The 24318-nt window shown below is 66.6% G+C and carries 14 protein-coding genes; 11 read left to right on the top strand and 3 right to left on the bottom strand.

Annotation, left to right across the window (positions count from 1 at the left end):
* The first annotated feature begins 477 nt into the window (after positions 1-477).
* Entirely contained in the window at positions 478-3318 is a 2841-nt protein-coding gene (alaS, locus tag J2S73_RS19910; RefSeq protein ID WP_306887438.1) for an alanine--tRNA ligase, read from the top strand.
* A 102-nt stretch (positions 3319-3420) separates the two neighbouring features.
* Positions 3421-4686 (top strand): cyclic nucleotide-gated ion channel, encoded by a 1266-nt coding sequence (locus J2S73_RS19905; protein ID WP_306887437.1) that lies wholly within the window; start codon positions 3421-3423, stop codon positions 4684-4686.
* Positions 4687-4689: 3 nt separating this feature from the next.
* Here J2S73_RS19905 and thiD read toward each other — a convergent pair whose 3' ends face one another.
* Both thiD and J2S73_RS19895 read right to left on the bottom strand, forming a co-directional pair.
* Entirely contained in the window at positions 4690-5511 is an 822-nt protein-coding gene (thiD, locus tag J2S73_RS19900; protein WP_306887436.1) for a bifunctional hydroxymethylpyrimidine kinase/phosphomethylpyrimidine kinase, read from the bottom strand.
* A gap of 36 nt (positions 5512-5547) precedes the next feature.
* Positions 5548-6300 carry a hydroxyethylthiazole kinase gene (locus J2S73_RS19895; RefSeq protein ID WP_306887435.1) on the bottom strand — a complete coding sequence of 251 codons (753 nt, stop codon included), beginning with the start codon at positions 6298-6300 and terminating at the stop codon, positions 5548-5550.
* 1477 nt (positions 6301-7777) lie between these two features.
* On the opposite strand from J2S73_RS19895, the gene J2S73_RS19890 reads away from it, so the two are divergent.
* From J2S73_RS19890 to J2S73_RS19855, 8 genes are all read left to right on the top strand, one after another.
* Positions 7778-14167: an autotransporter-associated beta strand repeat-containing protein gene (locus J2S73_RS19890; RefSeq protein WP_306887434.1), complete on the top strand. Its 6390-nt coding sequence runs from the start codon at positions 7778-7780 to the stop codon at positions 14165-14167.
* Between the two features lie 449 nt (positions 14168-14616).
* Positions 14617-15669 carry a LacI family DNA-binding transcriptional regulator gene (locus tag J2S73_RS19885; protein ID WP_306887433.1) on the top strand — a complete coding sequence of 351 codons (1053 nt, stop codon included), beginning with the start codon at positions 14617-14619 and terminating at the stop codon, positions 15667-15669.
* Positions 15670-15923: 254 nt separating this feature from the next.
* Entirely contained in the window at positions 15924-16682 is a 759-nt protein-coding gene (locus J2S73_RS19880; protein WP_306887432.1) for an HpcH/HpaI aldolase family protein, read from the top strand.
* A gap of 107 nt (positions 16683-16789) precedes the next feature.
* Positions 16790-18097 carry a histidinol dehydrogenase gene (hisD, locus tag J2S73_RS19875; protein ID WP_306887431.1) on the top strand — a complete coding sequence of 436 codons (1308 nt, stop codon included), beginning with the start codon at positions 16790-16792 and terminating at the stop codon, positions 18095-18097.
* Entirely contained in the window at positions 18097-18864 is a 768-nt protein-coding gene (locus J2S73_RS19870; RefSeq protein ID WP_306887488.1) for an SDR family NAD(P)-dependent oxidoreductase, read from the top strand. The genes hisD and J2S73_RS19870 overlap by 1 nt, the downstream gene beginning before the upstream one ends.
* A 96-nt stretch (positions 18865-18960) precedes the next feature.
* Positions 18961-19926, top strand: coding sequence for a TAXI family TRAP transporter solute-binding subunit (locus tag J2S73_RS19865; RefSeq protein WP_306887429.1), 966 nt, complete (start codon positions 18961-18963; stop codon positions 19924-19926).
* Positions 19927-20180: 254 nt separating this feature from the next.
* Positions 20181-20414, top strand: a complete 234-nt coding sequence (locus tag J2S73_RS19860) for a hypothetical protein (protein ID WP_306887428.1) — start codon at positions 20181-20183, stop codon at positions 20412-20414.
* On the top strand, positions 20411-22111 hold the full coding sequence (locus J2S73_RS19855) for a TRAP transporter permease (protein ID WP_306887427.1): 1701 nt from the start codon (positions 20411-20413) through the stop codon (positions 22109-22111). The genes J2S73_RS19860 and J2S73_RS19855 overlap by 4 nt, the downstream gene beginning before the upstream one ends.
* A 135-nt stretch (positions 22112-22246) precedes the next feature.
* On the opposite strand, the gene J2S73_RS19850 is transcribed toward J2S73_RS19855, so the two are convergent.
* Positions 22247-22945, bottom strand: coding sequence for a TetR/AcrR family transcriptional regulator (locus tag J2S73_RS19850; protein WP_306887426.1), 699 nt, complete (start codon positions 22943-22945; stop codon positions 22247-22249).
* Positions 22946-23112: 167 nt separating this feature from the next.
* Between J2S73_RS19850 and J2S73_RS19845 the strand changes: the two genes are divergently transcribed.
* Complete coding sequence (locus J2S73_RS19845) at positions 23113-24177, top strand: siderophore-interacting protein (RefSeq protein WP_306887424.1); 1065 nt, start codon at positions 23113-23115, stop codon at positions 24175-24177.
* The last annotated feature ends 141 nt before the right edge of the window (positions 24178-24318 follow it).

The raw sequence follows: 24318 nt of genomic DNA, 5'->3' as shown, positions 1-24318 counted from the left end.
GATCGGTTGGCACCACCTCTCACCCGCTCATGCCGGCGAAGGCCGGCATCCAGGGCGACACGACGGGCGCCTGAGACCCCGCCTTGGAATCCGGCTTGTGCCGGAATGGACGGGGGGATGAGGCAATGCCTCAGCCCAGCCCCAGCCTCCGCTTGTGTGGTTGATTTGTGGTCTGCCTGAGCGCCGGAAGGCGTGGCGACGCCTCCCGACGCGGTCAGGCGCGAGCCCAGGTCGGCGGTCGGTGAAGGCTGCGGCATGCGGCCCCGGAGCCCGGATGCGCCGCCATCGGGACAGGGAGAGCCTCGAGCACCGCTCACCCTCTGCGACCGGCCAACGGGACCGGCGCCGCGCAGCCCGGGGTGTGCGGCCGGATCCCGCTCCGCCCGCATCGGTCCGGTGGACAGGACCGGTGCCGAGGCTATAAATCGCGGAACACCCATGCCCGGTGCGATCTCCCGGCCCGAACAGGTAGTCTTGATGAGTGGCGTCAACGAAATCCGGTCTGCGTTTCTGGATTATTTCAAGCGCGAGGGGCACGAGATCGTGCCGTCGAGTTCGCTCGTCCCGCGCAACGATCCGACGCTGATGTTCACCAATGCCGGGATGGTGCAGTTCAAGAACGTCTTTACCGGGCTGGAGCATCGCGATCCGCCGCGTGCGGTGACGTCCCAGAAGTGCGTGCGCGCCGGCGGCAAGCACAACGATCTCGACAATGTCGGCTACACGGCCCGGCACCACACCTTCTTCGAGATGCTCGGCAACTTCTCCTTCGGCGACTATTTCAAGGACCGGGCGATCGAGCTGGCCTGGAACCTGGTGACGAAGGAGTTCGGCCTGCCGGCGGACCGGCTGCTGGCGACCGTCTATTCCGAGGACGACGAGGCGTTCGATCTCTGGAAGAAGATCGCCGGGTTGCCGGAAGACCGGATCATCCGGATCCCGACCTCCGACAATTTCTGGCAGATGGGCGACACGGGGCCGTGCGGGCCCTGCTCGGAAATCTTCTTCGACCACGGCGAGGGCATCCCCGGCGGTCCGCCCGGCTCGCCCGACGAGGACGGCGACCGGTTCATCGAGATCTGGAACCTGGTCTTCATGCAGTTCGACCAGCAGCCCGGCGGCGAGCGTCTGGCGCTGCCGAAGCCGTCGATCGACACCGGCATGGGGCTGGAGCGGATCGCGGCCGTGCTCCAGGGCGTCCACGACAACTATGAGATCGACCTGTTCGGCGCGCTGATCGCGGCGTCGGAAGAGGTGACCGGCGTCGCCGCCGAAGGCGCGAGCCACGTGAGCCATAAGGTGATCGCCGACCATCTGCGCGCCTCCAGCTTCCTGCTCGCCGACGGCGTGATGCCCTCCAACGAGGGCCGCGGCTACGTCCTGCGGCGGATCATGCGCCGCGCGATGCGCCACGCCCATCTGCTCGGTGCCCGCGAGCCGGTTCTGTGCCGGCTGGTGCCGGCGCTCGTGCGGGAAATGGGCCGCGCCTATCCGGAACTCGGCCGGGCGGAGGACCTGATCACCGAAACACTGGAGCTGGAGGAGGACCGCTTCCGCCGGACCCTGGACCGGGGCAATAGTCTACTCGAAGAAGAAGAGCGTGCTGTAACTGAAAATACACGGAGTCGTATTGAAAATCTCCAACCCGACGAGGTGGATTATTATGCTTCGCGGGCCTTTGAAGTTAATAAAGATAATAAAAATATTGTTTTTTTAAGTACAATTCCTGAAAAAAAAGAGGCTCTTTTGAAGCTGCCTGAGAAGCAGGCAAATACAGTAATGGAAGCAGCTTTGAGTGGCGAGATTGCCTTCAAGCTCTATGACACGTATGGATTTCCGCTTGACTTGACCCAGGATGCGCTGCGGGCACGTGGCATAACTGTAGAAATTCAGAACTTCGAGCAGGCCATGGAGCGCCAGCGCGCGGAGGCCCGCAAGGGCTGGAAGGGCTCGGGCGAGGCGGCCGTCGAGACCGTGTGGTTCGCGGTCAAGGACCGGGTCGGCGCGACCGACTTCCTCGGCTACGAGACCGACACGGCCGAAGGCGTGGTGACGGCGCTGGTCGCCGACGGCAAGGAGATCGACCGGCTCGAGGCAGGCCAGGAGGGTGTCGTCATCCTCAACCAGACCCCGTTCTACGGCGAGGCCGGCGGCCAGGTCGGCGACACCGGCGAGATGTCGGCGCCGGGCGTGCGCTTCGTCGTCACCGACACCCAGAAGAAGGCCGACGGGCTGTCGCTCCACTTCGGACGGGTGGAAGAGGGCGTGCTGACGCCCGACACGGCGCTCAACCTGAAGATCGACGCGGAGCGCCGCAGCCAGATCCGGGCCAACCATTCCGCGACCCATCTGGTCCACGAGGCGCTGCGCCAGGTGCTCGGCACCCATGTTGCCCAGAAGGGCTCGCTGGTCGCCCCCGACCGGCTGCGCTTCGACTTCTCCCACAACAAGCCGATGTCGGCCGAGGAGATCGAGGCCGTAGAGGAGGTGGCCAACCGGATCGTTCTGCAGAACGATCCCGTGACCACCCGGCTGATGGCGCTGGAAGACGCGATCGAGGCGGGGGCGATGGCGCTCTTCGGCGAGAAGTACGCCGACGAGGTCCGGGTCGTGGCCATGGGCCACGAGCGCGACGGGAACGGCCGCGAGCGGGTCTATTCGATGGAGCTGTGCGGCGGCACCCATGTCCGCCGGACCGGCGATATCGGGCTGGTGAGCGTGGTCTCCGAGAGCGCGGTTTCCGCTGGCGTGCGCCGGATCGAGGCGTTCACCGCCGGCCAGGCGCGCCGCTATCTGCAGGGACAGGACAAGCGCGTGCGCGAGGTCGCGAACGTGCTCAAGGTGGCCGTCGGCGATGTCGTCGACCGCTCGGCAACGCTGGTCGAGGAACGCCGACGTCTGGAGCGCGAGCTCGCCGACACCCGCAAGAAGCTGGCGCTCGCCGGCCCGGCCGGCAGTGGCGGCGGCGAGGCGGACGTCAAGAAGGTGGGCGACGTGAGCTTCATGGGCCGCACCGTCGAGGGGATCGGCGGCAAGGACCTGAAGGGTCTCGTCGACGATGCCAAGAAGAAGCTCGGCTCCGGCGTGGTCGCGATCATCGGCAAGGCGGACGACGGCAAGGCCGGGATCGTCGTGGGCGTGACCGCCGACCTGACCGACCGCTATGATGCGGTGAGCCTGGTGCGCGCCGGTTCCGAGGCGCTCGGCGGCAAGGGCGGCGGCGGCCGGCCGGATCTCGCCCAGGCCGGCGGTCCCAATGCCGGCGATGCCGACAAGGCGCTGGCGGCGGTCGAGGCCGCGCTTGCCGGCGGAGCCTGACCGAAACGCGTCTCCGGCGCCGCCCGGACCATCGGGACGCGCTGCCTGGCAGGAGTCCGGACTGTGGGTCAGACGGGAGGCCGGACGCGGGGGGCGCGTGGAATGAGCAGCGACCAGGGTGGCCAGACGCGGAGCGCCGCGGCCCGTGCGCGCCGGCCGCAGCCGCGAACCGACTGGGAGCGCCGGCGCAGGCGGGCCTATTTCCTGCTGGAAAGCGACGGGTCGCCGGACCCGGGCGCCATCGCGGTGCGCTACGGGCTGATCGCGGTCGTGGTCGTGAACGTGCTGGTCGCGCTGGCGGCGACCGATGACCGCCTGCGGGATGGATTCGGGCCGGTCCTGTTGTGGGTCGAGCTCGTCACGCTTGTGATCTTCGCCGTCGAATACGCCGCCCGGGTGTGGTCCTGCGTCGAGCACCCGCGCTACCGCGGCATGCGGAAATGGAAGGCTCGGCTGCGCTACGCGGTGACGCCGGCCGCCCTGGTCGATGCCTTCGTCATCCTGCCGCTGGCCGCCGCCCCGTTCGTCGCGCTCGATCTCACATCGTTCGTCTTCCTGCGGATCGTGCGGCTTCTGAAGCTGTTCCGCTATTCCGGCGGGATGGCGGCGCTCGCCGAGGCGATCTTCGCGGAACGGCGCGCCCTGATCGCCTGTGCGGTCATCCTGGTGACCGTGGTGCTGCTTTCGGCAACCAGCATCACCTATGCCGAGCGCGCCGGTCAGCCCGACGATTTCGGCAGCGTTCTGAAGTCGCTGTGGTGGGCGATCGTGACCATCACCACCGTGGGCTATGGCGATTCCGTGCCCGAGACCCCGCTCGGACGGGCCATCGCCGTGATCACCATGGTGGTGGGCTTCGCGTTCATCGCGCTGCCGACCGCGATCCTGTCGTCGTCGTTCGCCGAGGTCATCCGCCGGCGCGATTTCACGATCACCTGGGGCATGATCGGGCGCGTGCCGGCGTTCGCCGGGCTCGATGCGGCGACCATCGTCCGCATCATGCCCCGGCTGGTCGCGCGGTCGTTCAATTCCGGCGACATCGTGGTCCATTCCCACGAGACGCCCGCCGACCTGTTCATCGTCGTGTTCGGAACGCTGGAAGCGCCCGCGCTGCCGCCGGAGCCCGCCGACGCGCCCACGGAGGAGGGCGACGGACCGGCCGCGCCGGCAGACGAGCCGCCGGTTCTTCTGGGTGAGGGCGATATGTTCGGCGGGCCGCTCTCGCTGGAGCGCTACGGCACCGACGGGCCGCTGGTCGCGACCGTGCCGACCCGGGTCCTGATCCTGCCGGAGGACGATCTGATGCTGATCTCCCGGCGTCGGCCCGATGTCTATTCCAAGCTCATCGGCGAAGCCGCAACGGACTGAGCGTCAGGCCTGCGTTTTCTGCCAGAGCGCATGGAAATGGTGCACCGGACCACGTCCCTTGCCCACGACGATCGTGTCGGCGGCAGCAAGCGCGCCGGTGAGATAGTCCTTGGCGAGCGCGACCGCGTCGGCGAGCGGCAGGCCCCGGGCGAGGCCGGCGGCAATGGCGGAGGACAGGGTGCAGCCGGTGCCGTGGGTGTTGCGGGTGTCGATGCGCTCGGCCACGAACCAGCGCGGCTCGCCGCCCTTCCGCGTCACCAACACATCGGCGGCGTCCGCGCCGCTGCCATGCCCACCTTTGAGGAGCACGGCGTCGGATCCGAACTTCAGAAGCGCCTCCGCCTGCTCGCGCATCGCCTCGGAAGTCTCCGCGACCTCGCAGTCGAGAAGCTTGGCGGCTTCGGCGAGGTTCGGCGTGATCAAGCTGGCGCGCGGGATCAGCACGTCGCGGATGTCGGCGACGGCGTCCTCGTCCAGGAGCGGGTCGCCGGAGGCCGCCACCATCACCGGATCGAGCACGACGGGCCGCGCCCCGCGGGCATCGAGGGCGGCGGCGACGGTGCGGATGACGTCGGGCTTCGACAGCATGCCGATCTTCACCGCGTCGACGGTGAGATCGTCGAAGACGGAGTCAATCTGGGCGCGGATGAAGTCCGGCGGCACGTCATGGATGGCGCGCACGCCCTGGGTGTTCTGGGCGACCAGCGCGGTCATGGCGGAGGCGCCGTAGACGCCGAGGGCGGCGAACGTCTTCAGGTCGGCCTGGATGCCCGCGCCGCCGGTCGGGTCGGTTCCTGCAATCGTCAGGGCGATCGGGGGAGACATGGAATGGATACTCCTGAATGAAGGGGCCGCGCCGGCTCAGCCGTTGCGGATGCGCGCGTGGCGCTCGATCGTTGCGGTGTCGATCTCGCCGATCTCGTCGATCAGGCGGACCGCGAAGGTTCCCGGGCCCGGCGACCCGATGGCCGCCCGTTCCGCCGCGATCCCCCAGGTGGCGGTCGCGGCGACGGCGGCGAGAAGGGAATCCGGCTCCACCGCCCGGCACGTGGCGATCAGGGCGGAGAGCGCACAGCCGGTCGCGATCATGCGGGCGAGAAGCGGATCGCCGTTGTCGACCAGAATGGTGCGGCGCCCGTCGGACAGGCTGTCGCGGGCGCCGGTCACGGCGACCACTGTGCCCTGTGCGCCGGCGATCTGGGGGAAGAGGGCGGCCATCTCGGCGGAGTTTCCGCGCACGATGGCGGGATCGCGCTTGAGCAGCGCGAGCGCGAAGGCGCGTCGGGTGGCGACCCGGTCCACCTTGACCGGATCGAGCACCCAGGGCTTTCCGGTGGCCTGGGCGGCCCGGACAGCGGCCTCGGTGCCGGCGCGGCGCTCCGGATCGAGGGTGCCGAGATTGATCAGCAGACTGTCTGCGGTCTCCACCAGCGCGCCGACCTCGTCCGCGTGCACGGTCATGGACGGCACCGCACCGAGGGCGACGAGCACGTTGGCGGTGAAGGCCTGGGCCACGGTGTTGGTGAGGCAGTGGACGAGGGGGGCCCAGTCGCGCACGCGCGCGATCACGCGTGCTGCGGAATGGGCATCGATGGTCGCGGTCTGACGGCTCATCGGGCACCCGCAAGGGTCGGCGCGGGCGCCGAGGCGGAGGTCGCGGAGTGTGGGGGTGCGCCGGATACCGGCGCGCGGTCCGGAACCAACTCACTCCCGCCGCCGGTGGCGATTGTCGGTCTAACTATCTGTTTTAATTGATCTTTATTCTCAGTCACTGTTTCGATACCAACATCGACGCCCACCGGCCGCATTGGCCGGCTGACGGAAAAGGCCGATTTCTCTCTCGATACCATCATCGCCCCGGAGAGCCCACCAGTTCGTCTACCAGGTCCCGGACCGGCGTCAGCACCTTCCCGCCATCATGCATGTCTTTCCCGGGTGCTTCACGGGCGCCGTGATGAAGGGGCCGCGGGCTCTCCGTACTCCTCGATCCAATCGCCGGGCAGAATGTAGAGGTCGATCAAGGTTGGGTCGGTTCGAAGGACGCCAGGGGCGATGCCTTCCTGGTGCTCGTTCGGAACCGCGAAGGCTCCGTTGTCCCGAATCCCAACAAGCCGAGCCTTCTGCCTCGGTGGGCACTGGGAGTTGTTGTCGCAAGGTGTCCCGGCGCGTGGCGAAATCTGGATGAGGCGGCGTGAGGGTTTCCGGGGGTTTTTAGAGTATCATTGGACGGCCTCTTTGTTAAATGATATACTTTCCAAGAAATTTACGCTCATGAGAGGCAATCTGAAAAGTGTTTTTCACTTTTGATTCGGCATTTATGTCCGATTTGTTTGCTGGCCCTGCTCTCCGTTTTGTCCGTGTCTATAAGTTGGCCTTATTCACGTTGTTGTCCGATCCGGACGGGGGCTGGATACATAGCAGAGAGGCTGTTGAGGCGCTTGCGCGGTCTTGTGGAGGCCCCTGTTTGACAAACCGGCCCGCCGCCTGAGCTTCGCGACGGGCGCTTCGTGGCCGCGTGGAGCTTTACGGCACCGACGGCTTTTAGCGGGCTTCAGCGAAAAGTGGTCGCGGGCGCCCTTCCTGTTTGTGAGGTGAAGGCGAGTGCGGACCCTGCCGGGCGGCCGGCTGTGGCCGGCCATCCATAAGAGAATTCTTAAATTAAGCATCGGGAATATTTGATTCTGCGAAGTGCAGTGTTATTTTTGTCACTTGACTCAAATATTTCTCAATTCTGTACAGCTCACCATCAGAGTTTATTGATCGATCGACTCCATGTTGTCTTGCTTTTCCGGATGAAGATTCGATTCCGACCGACGCGGGGGCCGTCGTCGGTGTGGAGGGGCAATCCTGCATGTCGGTGTTTCTGTTCGGTGAGTCGGGGGACCGGCGGCACCTGTCGGCGCACGGTCACCCACCCGCCGCGACCCTGCGTGGCTTGGGGCGATCCGGATCAGGCCAGCGAACGCGCCGCTTGATCCTTCTGGGCACCGCATCGGTCGTCCTTCTGGCGTCCCAGCCGGCATTTGCCGGCGGCGGGGCCGGTGGCACAGCGGAGAACGGGACAACTCCAGGCGGCGCCGGTGGCGTGTCCGTGAATACGGGGACCGGCGGGGCCGGCGCGGACGGCTCGTTTCCGAACGTCGAGGCCAGCAGCGGCGGGGGTGGCGGAGGCGCCGGCGAAAGCCAGGGCAGGGGCGGAACAGGATATGGAGCCGGAGGTCAGGCCGGAACCGGTCTCGATGGCGGCAATGGCGGGCAAGGTGGTGGCGGCGGCGGCGGTGCCCACGGCTACGTCGGAGACAGCATCGCGGGGACGCTGACGGGCGGCCGGGGCGGCATCGGCGGCACCGGCGTCGACGGTACCTCGTATGGAGGCGGCGGCGGCGGCGGTGGCGCCGGCGGCTACGGTGCTGTCTACACCGGGACGTCCGGATCAGTGGGCGGATCGTCTGTCTTAACCGGGGGCGCCGGCGGAAGCGGCGGCAGAGGTCTCAGCAATCTTTTCAATGGGGGCGGCGGGTCCGGCGGCGATGGCGGCATCGGGCTCGTCGCAACGCAGCCGACAGACCTCTCCATCGCGGGAAGCGTGACCGGAGGGAGGGGCGGCGACGGCGGTACCGGCGGCGGCGCCAGCACCAGTGGAGGAAACGGTGGTCTCGGCGGCGATGGGTTTGCCACCGATCAGACGGTCAATCTGATCGTCAGCGGCACGGTTTCCGGAGGCGCGGGCGGCCGCGGCTCCGGGGGTGCCATGGTCGATGCGTCGGGCAATGGCGGGGACGGCGGGACGGGCTTGTCCTTGGGTTCCTCCGCCACGGTGACGATCTCCGGGGGCGTCAACGGCGGAGACGGGGCGGGAACGGACTTTGTGGGCTCCGGGGGGACACAGGGATCGATCGGGCTTGGTGGCGTCGGCCTCCGCGGCAGCGGGCTCGACGTCACCGTGTCGGGCAGCGTCAGCGGCGGTCTCGACGCCAGCAGAACGGTGCGGGCGAACGCAATCGAATTCACCGGCGGCACCAACAGGCTGACGCTGGAAGCCGGCTACGCGTTCACCGGGTTTGTCGTCGCGGGCGGGTCGTCCGACACGCTCGCTCTCGGAGGTCCTTACAGTTCCACGTTCAACGTTGCCGAGATCGGGTCCGGCAATCAGTTCCGGGGTTTCGAGGCCTTCGAGAAGACCGGATCCGGCACCTGGACCCTGACCGGAACCACGACGGAGACGACGCCGTGGACGGTGACGGGCGGCACGCTTTCGATCTCCGCCGACGGCAACCTCGGCGTGGGCACCGTGACTCTCGACGGTGGCACGCTCGGACTGACGGGCAGCTTCACCGTGGACAACGCCGTCACGTTGGGCAGCTCCAACGGGAGCATAGAGGTGCAGACGGGCGATGAAGCCGTCCTCAGCGGGGCAGTGTCGGGGAGCGGCCGCCTGACCAAGGTCGGGGCCGGGACCCTCAGCCTCTCCGGCACGAACTCCTATGGAGCGACCGAGATTATCAGCGGCGGTCTCAGGGTGACGAGCGACGGCAATCTCGGCACCGGAACGGTCACGTTGAACGGCGGTGCGCTGCAGTTGAGCACGAACGCGACGGTCGACAACGCGATCATGCTCGGCGCCGGCAACGGGACGATCGACACGGCCACCACGTCGCCGACCTTGAGCGGAGCGATCGGAGGGTCGGGCAACCTCACCAAGATTTCGGCGGGAACCCTCACCCTCTCCGGGACGAACACGTACTCGGGAACGACGTCGATCGCCGGCGGGACGCTGGCGGTCGCCTCGGACAGCAATCTCGGGGCGGGCACCGTGAGGCTGAATGGCACCACGCTCCGCCTCGATGGCAGCGGCACCTTCGACAATACCGTCACGCTGCAGTCCGGCGGGGGAACGATCTCGGTCGCCACAGGCCTCTTTCCGACCCTGAGCGGCAGCGTCGGCGGCACCACGCTGACGAAGGCCGGTGCCGGCACCCTCAGCCTCTCCGGCTCGAATACTTATGGCTCAACCGAAATCATCGGGGGGACTGTCCGGGTGACGAGCGACGGCAATCTCGGCTCCGGAATGATCACGTTGAACGGCGGTGCGCTTCAGCTCGGTGCGGATACGACCTTCGACAACGACATGACCCTCGGTGCCGGGAGCGGGACGATCGACACGGCAAACGCGTCACCGACCGCGAGTGGCGTGATCGGAGGCTCCGGCGGTCTGATCAAGGTGTCGGCTGGAACTCTCACCCTTTCCGGGGCGAACACCTATTCGGGCACGACGACGATTACCGACGGAACGCTGGCGGTGGCCTCCGACAGCAATCTGGGCACCGGCGCCATCGTCCTCGCCGGCGGCTATCTGGGCCTGACCGGGGCCACCACCATCGACAACGCCGTCAGCGCGGGTTCCGGTGGTGGCGTGTCGGTGGCCGGCGGCGTGTCGGCGACCCTCAGCGGCGTCGTCAGCGGCACGGGAGCGCTGACGAAGACAGGCGCGGGCACACTCGCCCTGACCGGAACCAACACCCATTCGGGCGGGACCGCGATCAGTTCCGGAACGCTTGCCGTGGCGTCTCAGGCAAGCCTCGGGGCCGGCAATCTGTCCTTTTCGGGGGGCACCCTGGCCGTCGCCAGCTCGACGACCATCGGCAACGACGTGGGGATCACGTCGTCTGCCACCGTCGACATCGGGAGCGGCCTCACGACGACATTGAGCGGGATGGTGTCGGGAGCTTCGGCCTCCCTGAGAAAGACGGGCTCGGGCACCCTGGTCCTCTCGGGCAGCAACAGCCATGGTTCCACGCTGGTCCAGGCCGGGAGGCTCCAGATTGCCTCGGATGCCAACCTGGGCGGGCTTGAGGTCATCCTGAACGGCGGATCGCTGGCGCTGACCGGCACGACGACCGTCGACAACGCCATCTCCTTCACTGGTTCGGGCGGCGGGATCTCGATCGCCGATGGCCTCGCCGCCACCTTCAGCGGCGCCCTATCCGGGAGCTCTGCCTTCGGCAAGACCGGCACCGGGACGCTTGCCCTTTCCGGGACGAGCACCGGCTACGCCGGCGCCGCCACCGTTTCCGGCGGGATCCTGCAGGTGGATGGTACGCTGGGTGGTGCGTCCTCATCGCTTCAGGTCGCGTCGGGCGGAACCCTGGCGGGCACCGGCACGGTGGGCGGCGGTGTGATAGTCCAGAGCGGCGGTACGCTGTCGCCGGGGGCGAGCCCGGGCACGCTCACGTTGAACGGCGATCTGACGCTGTCTTCGGGGTCGACCACGGTGTTCGAGCTGAACACGCCGAACGTGTCGGGGAGCGCCACCAACGACTTCGTCTCGGTCGGCGGCAACCTGACGCTGGGCGGCACGCTGACTGCGAGCGTCGGCTCCGCCGGCTACTACTATCTGTTCGATTATGGCGGCCAGTTCGGCGGCTCCTTCGACACGGTGACCGTCAGCGGGGTACCCGGTTCGGTCAACACCGTCGACACCTCGCTGCCGGGCCAGGTCAACCTGCAGGTGCTCTCGAGCGGCCAGTCGATGCTGTTCTGGGACGGGTCGAACACGACCGCCAACGGCGTGATCGACGGCGGTTCGGGATCCTGGGACGGGCCGACCACCAACTGGACGTCGAGCGACGGGTCGGCCAACATGATCTGGGGATCGTCGGTCGGGATCTTCGCGGGGGCCGCCGGCACCGTGACGGTCTCCGGCTCGCGGACCTTCGACACGCTGCAGTTCAAGACCACCGGCTACCTGCTGACCGGCGGCACGTTGGCGATGTCGCCCGCGAGCGGGAGCGCGGGGACGATCAACGTCGACGGCGGCGTGACGACGACGATCGCGTCAACCATCGCCGACGGAACCGGCACCCAGCTTGCCAAGCAGGGCTCCGGCACGCTGGTGCTCGCAGGGACCAACACCTACAGCGGCGGGACGCAGATCGCGGCCGGCACGCTGCAGGTGGCGTCCGACGCGGCGCTGGGTGCGGCGGCGGGCGGGCTGATGATGGCCGGCGGCACGTTGGCGACGACGGCAAGCTTCGACACCGGCCGGGCCGCGGCGCTGTCGTCTTCGACCGGAGGCTTCGCGCCGGCGGCGGGCACGACACTCACACTCTCCGGCACGCTCACCGGGAGCGGGGCGCTGACCCAGTCCGGCGCCGGCACGCTGGTTCTGACGGGGACGAACACCTACACCGGCGGGACGCAGATCGCAGCGGGTACGCTGCAGGTGGCGTCCGACGCGGCGCTGGGCGTGGCGGCGGGCGGACTCACGCTCGCCGGCGGTACGCTTTCGACCACGGCCTCGGTCGAGACCTCGCGGTCGGTCGCCACGACGTCGACCGACGGCGGGTTCGCGCCCGCGTCGGGCACGACGCTGACGCTCTCCGGCCCGATTACCGGGAGTGGGGCCCTGGGCATGTCCGGCGCCGGCACGCTGACACTGACAGGGGCCAACACCTACACCGGCGGGACCAGCGTCGCCTCCGGGACGCTCATTGGCACCACGTCCTCGATCCGGGGCAACCTCGCCAACGCCGGTACGGTGGAATTCGCGCAGACCTCCGACGGCACGTTCGCCGGCTCGATCGGCGGCCTGAACGGGACGAACGGGCAGATGGTGAAGTCCGGCGCCGGCACGCTCACGCTCACCGGGGCGAGCAGCCTGCCGTGGTCGATCCTGGCCGGCTCGATAGTCTCCACGACGGCGCTGTTCACCGGCGATGTGATGGTCGCGGCCGGCACCAACCTGACTTTCGATCAGGCTTTCGACGGCTCCTACGCCGGGGCCGTCACGGGCGCCGGCGACGTGCTCTACACCGGCGGCGGCCAGGTCCGGCTCACCGGCGACAACGCCGGTTACCAGGGCGAGACGACGGTCCGGAACTTCACGATGACGCTCGGCAACACCACGCTCGGCGGCAACCTGGTGCTCGGCGCCGGCGGCCGGCTCGCCGGAAACGGCACCGTAGGCGACACGATGGTGCAGTCGGGTGGCATGATTGCGCCGGGCAACTCGATCGGCGCCATCACCGTGGCCGGCAATCTGGTGTTCGAGGCCGGCTCGGTCTATTCGGTCGAGACCCGGCCCGGCAGCACGGAAGCCGACCTGATCCACGCCACCGGGACGATCTCCATCCGGGGCGGCGAGGTCGCGCACATCGGCTTCGACGGCGCCTATGCCGTATCGTCGAACTACCCGATCCTGACCGCGGACGGCGGGATCACGGGGCGGTTCGCCGGCGTGTCCTCCACACTGGCGTTCCTCGACCCGAGCCTGAGCTACCTGCCGAACGCGGTCTTCCTGACCCTGGTGCGCAACGACGTCAGCTTCGTCGCGGTCGCCGACACCCCGAACCAGGCCGCGACTGCCGCAGCGATCGATGACCTCGGCGCGGGCAGCGCGATTTACGACACGGTGGTGAGACTCGACGCCGCCGGGGCGAAGGAGGCCTATGATGCGCTTCACGGCGAGATTCACGGCAGCCTCAAGACGGGGCTGGTGGAAGACAGCCGTGTCGTGCGCGAGGCGGCGATGGCGCGCATCCAGGCCGCCTTCTCCGCGTTCGGCGGCGGCGGGGCCGACAGCGTGGCCTATTCCGGCAACGGCGCGATCGCCAAGCCCGCGCCGGAAGGCCCGGCCTTCTCCGCCTGGGGCGAGCTTTTCGGTTCCTGGGGCTCCTCGGACGGCACCGGCAGTTCTGCGCCCCTCGACCGCGACACGGCCGGTTTCCTGGTCGGCGGCGATGCGGCGATCGGACCGTACGGTCGGGCCGGGGTCCTGGCCGGCTACCAGGCCTCCAGCTACGACGCCGACGCGCGCTCCTCGTCGGCCGACGCCACGCTCTACCATCTCGGCGTCTATGGCGGCACGGGGTGGCGGGGCCTGAACCTCCGCGGCGGCGCCTCCTACACCTGGTCCGAGATCGAGACCGCGCGCACCGTCTCCTACCCCGGCATGTCGCAATATCTGACCGGCGCCACCAGCGGCGGCACCACCCAGGTGTTCGGCGAGGCGGGTTATGAGGTCACGACGCGCTGGGCCGCGGTCGAGCCGTTCGCGGGCCTCGCCTATGTCAGCGCGGCGACGGACGCCTACACGGAAACCGGCGGAACCGCCGCGCTCTCGGTGCAGAGCGATACCACCGAGGTCACCTATTCGACGCTGGGGGTGCGCGCGTCCGCCGTGGTCCCGGTCCCGCTGTCGTCGGCCCGTGCGAAGGTGAGCGGCCTCGTGGGCTGGCGCCACGCGTTCGGCTCCCTCGATCCCTCTGCGACCAGCGCGTTCGCCGGCGGATCGCCCTTCACCGTTCAGGGAACGCCGATCGCCGAGGACGTAGCCGTTGTGGGCGCCGGTCTGGAGTTCGATCTCGGCGCGATGCCGGCGCGCGGCGTCGAGGGGGTTTTGCTGGGTGTCTCCTACGACGGTCAGTTCGGGTCCGGGGCCACCGACAACGCCGTCACCGGGCGCTTCACGGTCAGGTTCTGAGGGAACGACAATCAGGCTCCGATTAAGTTTGCCGAATGTCTGGAGTGGGAAATCCTCGCGCCGAGACCCGCCATTCCGCTTCCGGACAAATCCGGTCGCTTCCGGCAGCCGGCTCTTGCGCCGGATCAGCCGTCGAACCCATTCTCATGCGGCCGTCTCATTGATCGCGACGGCCGCTCCTGAAAAATGGAGGAGGTTCAAGCTCTCGGGGCACCTGCCGTCCGTCTGATTGATCCAAGGGCAATTCCGTCGACCGCCGCCTTGATCGCTGGAAGCGAACGCGGCCATTCCTTTCGGGATCGGCAAGGACGTGATCTTGTGGGCGTCCGGACGGGTCATGCCGATTTCATTCGGTGCAAGGGCCGGATGAAGCAAGCCGCGGATCAGAAGGCGACGTATTGCACGGTTCGTGCAATCGGTGCATCTGTTTCGTCAAACAGGAGCTCACCGTGAACGGAAAGACCAGGCGGAAAAGAACCGCCCCATCTGCACTCGATGTGGCGCGGATCGCGAATGTGTCACGTTCCACCGTGAGCCGTACGTTTACGGAAGGTGCCTCCATCGATCCTGCCACGCGCTCGCTCGTCCTGGAAGCGGCGCGCAGCCTCGGCTATCGCCCGAGATCGGCGGCGGCGAGCATGGTTGAGGAGCCGGTTGTCGGCCGCACGGTCGGGCTGGTCATGGCCAATCTCGACAACCCGTTTTACCAGGCCGTTCTGGCCGGCTTCCTCGGGGAATTGCATCAACGCGGTCTCCGGGTGATGTGCCGGGCGGCGGCGGCCCTTGATGGCACCGAGATCGAGATCAGTTCGATGCTGGAACAGGGGGTCGACGCGATGATTGTCGCCGCCTCCGGTCTCCGATCGGGTGCGATCGAGGCGTGCGCTGCGGCGGGCGTGCCGGTCGTCTTGTTCAATCGGGCGGTCGAAGGCGTAGATGCCTTTTCCGTTCAGACGGACAATGTGGCGGGTGCCCGCGCAATCGCTGAACTTCTGGTGCTTGGGGGGCACAAGCGGATTGCGTTCATCAATGGCCTCGAAGGGGCATCCACCAACCGGGATCGGCTCGCGGGTCTCACCCAGCGGCTCGAAGAACTGGGACTTGAGCGGCCCATTCAGGAGTGGGGCGAATACACCTTCGAAGGCGGGCGGGAAGCAGCGAAGCGGCTGATGATGCAGACCGAGCCGCCCGATGCGATATTCGCCGCAAACGACATCAGCGCCCTTGGCGCGCTCGAAGGCCTGCGCCGGGACCTGTCCATATCCGTCCCCGAAGAGGTCAGCGTCGTCGGCTTCGATGACATCCCGATGGCAAGCTGGCCCTCTTTCAATCTGACCACTGTGCGTCAACGGCGCAACAAGATGATTGCAGCCGCCATGGCCATGATCGACGATATCATGGCGGCCAAGGAAGCTGAGAAACGGACGGTTATTGTGGATTCGCGCCTCATCCTTCGGGGTTCGGCGAGGCTGGCGAGAAGCGAGCCCGACCAGCCGTCGTGAGCATGTTTGAGAAGTTTTGAATAAATTTTGCACGCTATTGCACAATTTGCGAATGGCCGCTAACCTCTGACTCATAAGAATGCGCAAGCGCCCGGATCGAGGGCGCGGTCGCAACAATGAGTCGAGGATCCGCCAATGCACTCCAGCGCCGTTCATTGCGGTTTGAGCCGGTCGTTGCGTGTCCGGGGAGGGGATGGTCGCATTTCCAATGCGGTGTGCGCGATGATCACCGCGTGCGCTGCCGGAGCGCTCCGGTGACGTCGCTGAAAGCGCGCTTCACGGCCAGGGAACGGCTCATCGGCACGTTCGTGAAGACGCCCCACCCGATGGTGATCGAGGTCCTCGCCGGAACCGGTCTCGATTTCGCGATCCTCGATGCGGAGCATGCGCCGTTCGGCCCCACCGAAATCGATCTATCGCTTCTTGCTGCCCGCGCGGCGAGACTGCCCATTCTTGTCCGTGTTCCCGACGCCCGTCCTTCCGAAATCCTGCGCGTCCTCGACCAGGGAGCGGACGGGGTTCTGGTTCCGCACGTGATGGATGCTGCCGGAGCGGCTGCTCTGGTAAAGGCGGCGAACTACGGTGCGGGCGGACGCGGCTACAGTGCGACCACACGGGCGGGCGACTATGGCGCGCGCACGATGGCTGAGCACCTGGAACGGTCTCGTGACGTCGTCGTGGTGCCTCAGATCGAGGATCCGGACGCGGTCGAGGCCGCCGAGGCGATTGCAGCCACCGAAGGGCTCGGCGCGTGCTTCGTTGGTCCCGCCGATCTCGCCGTCGCTCTGGGCGAGACGTCACTGGATGCGCCCGCGGTTCGAGCGTCGGTCGACAAGGTGGTTGCCGCCTGCGCCGCCGCTGGACTGTCAGCGGCCTCGTTCGCTCCCACGATGAGTGCCGCCGCGGGCCTTTTCGAACGCGGAATCAACGCGGTCGCGGTCGCAAGTGACCAGAAGGCCCTGCAGGATTTTTTCAGTCCCGAAATCACTGCGGCGGTGAAAGACCGCCCATGACCCTGCTTCGAGGCCCGCGGTCGGGCCTGCTCATCCCGTCAGGCTGGTCAGGCCGGTCGGCACGCGCCGTCAGGTGCTGAAGACTCATAAGTTCCGGAGATATCGTTGTGATCGAATACCTCAAAAGAGGGCGCACTGAACACGAACGGAAGGACGACGACCGCAAGGTTCGCGATGTCGTCGAGGCGACGCTTGCCGACATCGAGGCGCGGGGCGACGCGGTCGTCCGCGAACTCTCCGAGCGCTTTGACAACTACGCGCCGGAGGCTTTCCGCCTGTCGGAGGCAGACATCGAGGCGTTGGTGGCCAAGGTGGCTCCCCGCGATCTGGACGACATCCGCTTCGCTCAGGACCAGATACGGCGGTTCGCCGAGGTGCAGCGCGCTTCGATGACCGACGTTGAGGTGGAAACCCTTCCCGGCGTGATCCTGGGGCACAAGCACATCCCTGTCGCTTCGGTCGGATGTTACGTGCCGGGCGGGAAATTTCCGATGGTCGCTTCGGCACATATGTCGGTGCTGACCGCGTCGGTTGCCGGCGTTCCGCGGATCGCGGCGGCAACCCCTCCGTTTCATGGCGAGCCCAATCCGGCGGTCGTTGCCGCAATGCACCTCGGCGGCGCGCACGAAATCTATGTACTTGGCGGCATTCAGGCCATCGGCGCGCTGGCGCTCGGGACGGAAACGATTGCTCCCGTGGATATGCTCGTCGGGCCCGGAAACGCGTTTGTCGCGGAAGCGAAGCGGCAACTTTTCGGCCGCGTGGGCATCGACCTGTTCGCCGGTCCCACGGAAACGATGGTCGTCGCCGACGAAACGGTCGACGCGGAGATGTGCGCGACCGATCTGCTTGGCCAGGCCGAGCACGGCTACAATTCACCCGCCGTGCTCGTGACCAATTCGCGTCGTCTCGCCGAACAAACGCTCGCCCATATAGACAGAATACTCGCAATTCTGCCGACCGCCGAGACGGCCGCAGCCTCTTGGCGTGACTACGGCCAGGTGATCGTCTGCGACACGTACGAGGAAATGCTCAGTGTCGCGAACGAAATCGCCTCCGAACACGTGCAGATCATGACGGATCGGGACGACTGGTTCCTGGAACACATGCAGTCCTACGGTGCGCTGTTCCTGGGGCCGCGAACCAACGTCGCGAACGGCGACAAGGTCATCGGTACAAACCACACTCTGCCGACACAGAAAGCCGGTCGCTACACGGGCGGATTGTGGGTCGGGAAGTTCCTGAAAACGCATACTTATCAGAAGGTTGTGACAGACGAGGCGGCGGCCGTCATCGGTGCCTATTGCTCGCGCCTGTGCATGTTGGAGGGGTTCGTCGGTCACGCGGAGCAGGCAAACCTTCGTTTGCGCCGCTATGGCGGGGTCAACCTTCCCTACGGAGCGGCGGCAGAGTGATCGATTCCCTGCCGACCACACCGTCTTTCCGCCTCGACGGGCGGCGCGCACTCGTCGTCGGCGCGTCCTCCGGCATCGGGCTCGGGGCGGCCGTCGCTCTGGCGGAAGCTGGTGCGTCAGTCGTCTGCGCCGGACGGCGGGAGAAGGAACTCCTTGTCCTGATGGAGGCGCTCACGGCCAGGGGTCTCTCCGCCGAGACGCTGGTGCTGGACGCTGCCGACGTTCGCTCGACAAGGGACGCGATCGGGCGGGTCGGGCCTTTCGACGTGCTCGTCAACAGCGCCGGTCTCGCGCGTCATGCGCCGGTTCTCGAAACGGAAGAGGCGGACTTCGATGCCGTGGCCGCGATCAACTTTCGCGGTGCCTATTTCCTCGCGCAGGCGGTGGCACGCGGGATGGTCGATGCCGGCATTCGTGGATCGATCGTGACGATTTCTTCCCAGATGGGGCACGTGGGCGGCCTCGATCGGGCCGTATACGCCGCGACGAAACATGCCGTTGAGGGGTTCACCAAGTCGATGGCCATCGAGCTCGGCCCGCATGGGATCCGGGTCAACACCATCGGCCCCACCTTCGTGCGCACGCCGCTGACCGCTTCGACATTCGCAGATCCCGAGCGGGTCGCGTGGATCGAACAGAAGATCAAGCTCGGCCGCATCGGCACCGTCGAGGATGTGATGGGCGCAGTGGTGTTCCTCGCCTCCGACGCATCCGCACTGGTTACCGGAACCAGCCTTCTCGTTGACGGAGGCTGGACTGCCGGATGACGCCGCGGCCGGACGGCCGGGTGCCGGGCCAGCCCGGCGGAGACGACCCGAGGCGTTCGCGCACTGCGGGCGAATAAAAAAGGAAGAGGGAATAGGATGAAAACGCTTTCAAGGCTTCTCACCACCGTTGCCATCGTCGCTGGCGTCGCTGCCGGCAGCCAGGCCGCGCAGGCGGAAACGCGACTTGCACTCGGCTCCACGAACGCCCAGTCAGCCCACTACGCCTACTTTGCGGCACTCGCGAACATCCTGTCCGCTCACCCGGATTTCCAGGCGTCCGTCGTGGAAACCGGTGCGACGGTGGACAACCTCAAGCGAATGGAGCGCGGTCAGCTCGACATCGGCTTGGTGACCACCTCGACGCTCTACCATGCCAACAAGGGCATCAAGTCCTTCGACGGTCAGCCGGTCGATTCGAAGCTGCTCTGGGCCTATTCGCTGGCCCCGCAGAACGTGATCGTCCGCCGCGACGCCGGTATCGAGGAACTCGCGGATCTCCAGGGTGAGCGCATCGGACCCGGCCAGCGTGGATCGTCCACCGAGGATACCTCGCTGCAGGTGATGGACCTGCTGGGAATTCAGCCCGACTGGGTGCGCGGGACGAACGGAGAGCTCGCCGACGCCATCAAGGACGGTCGCGCCGTGGGCTTCATCAAATCCGCGGTCGGGACCAAATTCGATGCGCTCACCACCGACATCGCGACTTTCACCCCGGTGCAGGTGCTCGGTATCTCCGACGAACAGGCTGCGGCAATCGCAGAGAACCTTCCGGAGCTGTCGCTCGTCGATATGCCGGGCGGCGATATGGAGCACACCGGCCCCTACCAGACATGGGGGTTCATGATCGCGCTGTCCGCCCGTCCCGACATGGACGAGGAAACCGCCTACCAGATCGTCAAGGCCGTGATGGAGAACACCGACGAACAGGCGGCGGCCTTTCCCGCAGTCGGCGACACGGACCTTGCCGAACTGACGCTCAAGTACGCCACCACCACGCCCCACCCCGGGGCCGTCCGCTACTTCGAGGAAGCCGGCTACGAGGTTCCCGATCGTCTGCGCTGATCGCGGCCTTCTTCCGCATGAAGCGACTGCGGCCGGCGGCAGAGCCTTTCCCGCTCAGATTGAAACATCTGAGCGTCGGGAAACGGCTTCCACACCAAAGGCTTGAGGTGGTTCGCCCCGTTCCGGCGGCTGCGATCTGAACGGACCATCCTCCAGCGTCGGCGGCGGGCCGCCCGGGCGACCCGCTGCCGGAGCAGAACCGGACATCCTGCATTTCTTCCGGATCCGAGAGCGGAACAATGAACGAGAAAGCGATGCCCGCTGCGCCAACCGTGTCGGAAGCCGAGGCGGCCGGACCACGCAGCGCGCGAGAAATATTCATCGTTGCGCTGTCGGCGCTTCTCGGCGCGTACGTGTTCTACAGCGCGTTCTTCGGCGCGTTCGAGAGCCTGATCCAGCGGGCCGGATTCGTTGCCGTCATCGGCGTGCTCGGTCTGGCGATGTTTCCGCTGGGCGGGGGAAGTCCTGGCGGCCGATCGGACTCGTGATCGACGTCGTCATCGGTGTCGTTCTGGTGTCTGCTTCCGCCTACGTCATCTATAATTTCGAAAAGATCATGACCACGCTGCCATGGGCAAAGTGGTATGATGTTCTTCTCGCGACCGGCGCCGTCCTCTCCGTCCTGGAATTGGCCCGAAGAGCGACCGGTAGCATCTTCTTTCCTTCGATCGTGATGCTTTCCATCGCGTATGCCCTATTCGGTAATCTCATCCCAGGCGAGTTCGGGCATCGAGGGTTCGATATATACTACCTCACCGAGGTTGTATTCCTGTCCGATCGAGGCCTTTGGGGCCTGCTCGTCAGCGTCGCCTCGACAACGCTGGCCGCGTTCGTGCTGTTCGGGGCGATGCTGCTTCATACGGGTGCCGGGCAGACCTTCTTCGATCTGTCGGCGCGCGCCGGCGGCAACTCGCCTGGCGGCGCGGCCAAGATTGCCACCATTGCCTCGGGTCTGTTCGGGTCCATCAACGGATCGACAGTCGCCAACGTCGCGACCACGGGGAATTTCACGATCCCTCTGATGGCGCGGCTCGGGTATCCGCGCAGCTTCGCCGGAGGTGTCGAGGCTGTCGCCTCCACCGGCGGTCAGCTCGCGCCACCGATCATGGGCACGGCCGCGTTCGTGATGGCCGAGCTCGTCGACATCAACTACTGGCAGATTGCGGTTGCGGCGATCCTGCCGGCATTTCTGTTCTATCTCGCCGTGTTTGCGACCGTGCACCACGTCGCCAAACGCAAGCATCTCGGCCGCGTCGACACATCCGATCTGCCGGATTGGCGCCAGGCCCTCGACTGGAGACGGCTTGCCCCGATCGTCGCCGCCGTCCTCGGCCTCGGACTCGGCATTCTTCAGGGGCGCTCCATTGCGCTGACGGCATGCTACGGAATGATCGGGATGATGGGCACTGCGGTCGCGGTCGTCCTCCTGTCCGGCGATGGTCTTCGGGCGGCCGGATCCATGGTCTGGCGCGCGCTCATCGACGGCGGTCGTGGCGTGGTGACGGTTGGCGTGCTCCTCGTGGCAGCCCAGGTGTTCGTCGGCGTTCTCAACCTGACCGGTTTCGGCGTGGCCGCGACGTCGGCCATTCTCCAGTCGGCGGGGCAGGAGACGTTCCTCGTCGCTGCGATCATGGCCATCGTATGCCTCATCGCCGGAATGGGGCTGCCAACATCGGCGGCTTACGTTCTCGTGGCCGCGGTTTTTGCGCCCGCCCTCATCCAGCAGGGGCTCGACCCGCTGACGGTCCACTTCTTCGTGCTGTATTATGCGACCTTGTCGGTGATAACGCCGCCCGTCTGCGTCGGCGTGTTCGTCGCCGCGACGATTGCGGGAAGCCGCTGGATCGACGTCGCAGGGCAGTCTCTGCGTCTTGCTGCAACAGTCTACGTGCTGCCCATGCTGTTTCTGATCTATCCGGGGATGCTGGCGCAAGGCGGGGCCGGCGCTATCGCTCTGGCCGCGGCAACTGGCATTGTGTTCTGCCTGTCCGCCGCCAATTTCCTGGCGCTTCGTCCGGTGTTCGGCGGCCTGGCTCCCTCGACAGCCTTGTGGCTCTTGCCGGCTGCCAGCGCGCTGTTCCCCAATTGGGGCGCCACCGCCACCGGGGTCGCGCTGTTCCTGGGGCTCGAACTCATCGCCCGCCGAGCGGGCCGGGATCTACCCAGCCCTCCCGTCAGAGCCTGAGGATCGGCGATACGAGACCCATAGCTTGAAAACGCCGACCGCAGTTTGGCAACCGGAAGACCCAGGTCTCAATGACTTGCCGTTCGCGCCTTCTTGAAACGGCGCAGAACGACTGGGTCACCTGGGCTGAGGCGCTCAGTTGAACGTGTCGCTTGCATCTGCATCTTGCTCGGCGGCGCGATCGGCGAGCAGGCGAAGATGTCGTCTCAGGTTCGCCTCGTAAGTCTCGGCATAGGCGTCCCATCCCGCGAACGTCCGCTGAATGGCCGGAAATCCGGCGTAGATGTCCGGTCGTTCGGCATCTTCGGCGGACTTGATGCGACCTGCGCGGGCCAATGCGTCGCCATAGGCATAGAACAGCAGCATGATGTAGGTCTCGCGCGCACTCCGGGTGTCGAGGCCGAGCCGCGTGAGGGCGAGCAGAATGCGTTCGATGAGCGGCATCATGTGCCGGCTCGTCCCATCGTTTCGCATCAGGATCGGGATGGTCCAGGGAGCCCTTGCCATCGCCTCGTGGATCGCGACGAAGATCGAAACCACCTCCTCGGACGGATCGGCCTTCGGATCGGGATGAATGATGGAGAGCGCGACCCGGTCGAGCATCCCCTCCAGCAGGTCTTCCCGATTGCGCACGTGGCGATAGAGGGACATCGCGGCGGTCCCGAGTTCGCGTGCGACTGCGTGCATCGAGAGCGCATCGCCTCCCTCACGCTCGGCAAGCGCGACGGCGGCCGTGATGATCCGCTCGCGGGAGAGCTTTTCCGCATGACGGGGGCGCGCCTGCGCAGCATTGGCGCTTTCGCCGTCGGCTCGTTTGGCTCGGGTACGCGTCACGATGGCGGGGTCTCCTCCGACCTCTGAGGCTGCGGCAAAGAGCGGCGTGCGTCAGCCGCGCTTATGGCGTAAGCAAAGTGGCGTTCGTCCCAATCGATGGCAATGGCTCCCGTCGCCGGCCCCCGGACAGAGATATCACGGCGCCGGGGACCCTAGGAGAATTCCAAATGTCAGTCGCGACCTCGGAGACCATTATCCCCGTTTCAGACGGCAGATCGGCGATGGCGCACTTCGTCGATCACCTCGAGGCGGAGCACGGGATCGTGTTCGAACGGCGGACCGACGGCGCTTTTCGATTCGAAAGAGACGGCATGCAGTTGGAGCTGCAGCCGGAGCGGCGCGGGCTTCTCGTGCGCATCGGGGCCCCGACAGAGGGCGGCCTCATCTTCATGAAGGAAGGGCTTGCCAAGCATGTCGCGGAGATGGACCCGGCCGCCGCCGCCAACATCCGATGGCGCGGTGAGACGGCGACCGAGGGTGAGTTCCCGCTCAACTTCAAGGTCTTGCAGGTGGTGCGGAGCCGCGAGGTCTTCGCGGGACTCCAGAGGGTGACGCTGGCGCACCACGACGTGAGCGACCTCGCCGTCGGGGGCGTTCACGTGAAGCTGATGCTGCCGCGGACCACGGAGCGACCGCCCATCTGGCCGCGGATGTCCGCCAACGGAACGCCCCGCTGGCCGGAGGGCGAGGATAAGCTGCATGCCCGCCTCGTCACTCTTCGCCACGTGCGCGTCGGGGCCGGCGAAGTCGACATCGATCTCGTTCGCCACGATGGTGGCCTTATTTCGGACTGGGCCTGCCACGCCGGAGCGGGAAGCACTGTCGGCATCATGGGACCGGCCGGCCAGACCCTCCCGCCACCGGCTGACCGCGTGTTCCTCGCCGCCGACGGCACCGGGATCGCGGCCCTTGCTCGGTTGATCGAGCAATTGCGGGCCGGCATCGCCGGCGATGCGGTCGTGGCGGTCCCGCAGGACGATGACGCGGAGCGCTATCTGCCCGAAACGGGCCTGCGCCTCCACGCGATCCATCCGTCGCGCTTTGAGAGCGAGATCCAGGAGGTGGCGCGGAAGCTCACCAGCGCATTGCGGCCGCAGTACGCGTTCTTCGCAGGCGAGTTCCAGAATGCGCAGGATTTGCGCCGGTTCTTCAAGAAGGAGCTCTGTCTCGACAAGCACTCCCAGATCAGCACCGCCTACTGGCGCCGCGGCGTCGAGGGGTTCGAAGACTAGAAGCTGTCCACAGCCACTGTCACTCAAACACCACACTGCTTACGCTATACGCATTTTCGCGTTCCTATCTGCCGGTCCGCGCTTTGCGCTCCCGAATTTAAAGCGTACTCCTGCGGTCAACATTTACGGGGTCCGTTCGTG

Origin of the sequence: Amorphus orientalis (genome assembly GCF_030814015.1) — a bacterium.
Lineage (GTDB): Bacteria > Pseudomonadota > Alphaproteobacteria > Rhizobiales > Amorphaceae > Amorphus > Amorphus orientalis.
This window is presented reverse-complemented; position numbering and strand designations above follow the sequence as displayed.

What these genes read in the sequence shown, in the direction of transcription:
- alaS (WP_306887438.1), top strand. Translation starts at nt 478, where the DNA reads ATGAGTGGCGTCAACGAAATCCGGTCTGCGTTTCTGGATTATTTCAAG.
- J2S73_RS19905 (WP_306887437.1), top strand. Translation starts at nt 3,421, where the DNA reads ATGAGCAGCGACCAGGGTGGCCAGACGCGGAGCGCCGCGGCCCGTGCG.
- thiD (WP_306887436.1), bottom strand. Translation starts at nt 5,511, where the DNA reads ATGTCTCCCCCGATCGCCCTGACGATTGCAGGAACCGACCCGACCGGC.
- J2S73_RS19895 (WP_306887435.1), bottom strand. Translation starts at nt 6,300, where the DNA reads ATGAGCCGTCAGACCGCGACCATCGATGCCCATTCCGCAGCACGCGTG.
- J2S73_RS19865 (WP_306887429.1), top strand. Translation starts at nt 18,961, where the DNA reads ATGAAAACGCTTTCAAGGCTTCTCACCACCGTTGCCATCGTCGCTGGC.
- J2S73_RS19860 (WP_306887428.1), top strand. Translation starts at nt 20,181, where the DNA reads ATGCCCGCTGCGCCAACCGTGTCGGAAGCCGAGGCGGCCGGACCACGC.
- J2S73_RS19845 (WP_306887424.1), top strand. Translation starts at nt 23,113, where the DNA reads ATGTCAGTCGCGACCTCGGAGACCATTATCCCCGTTTCAGACGGCAGA.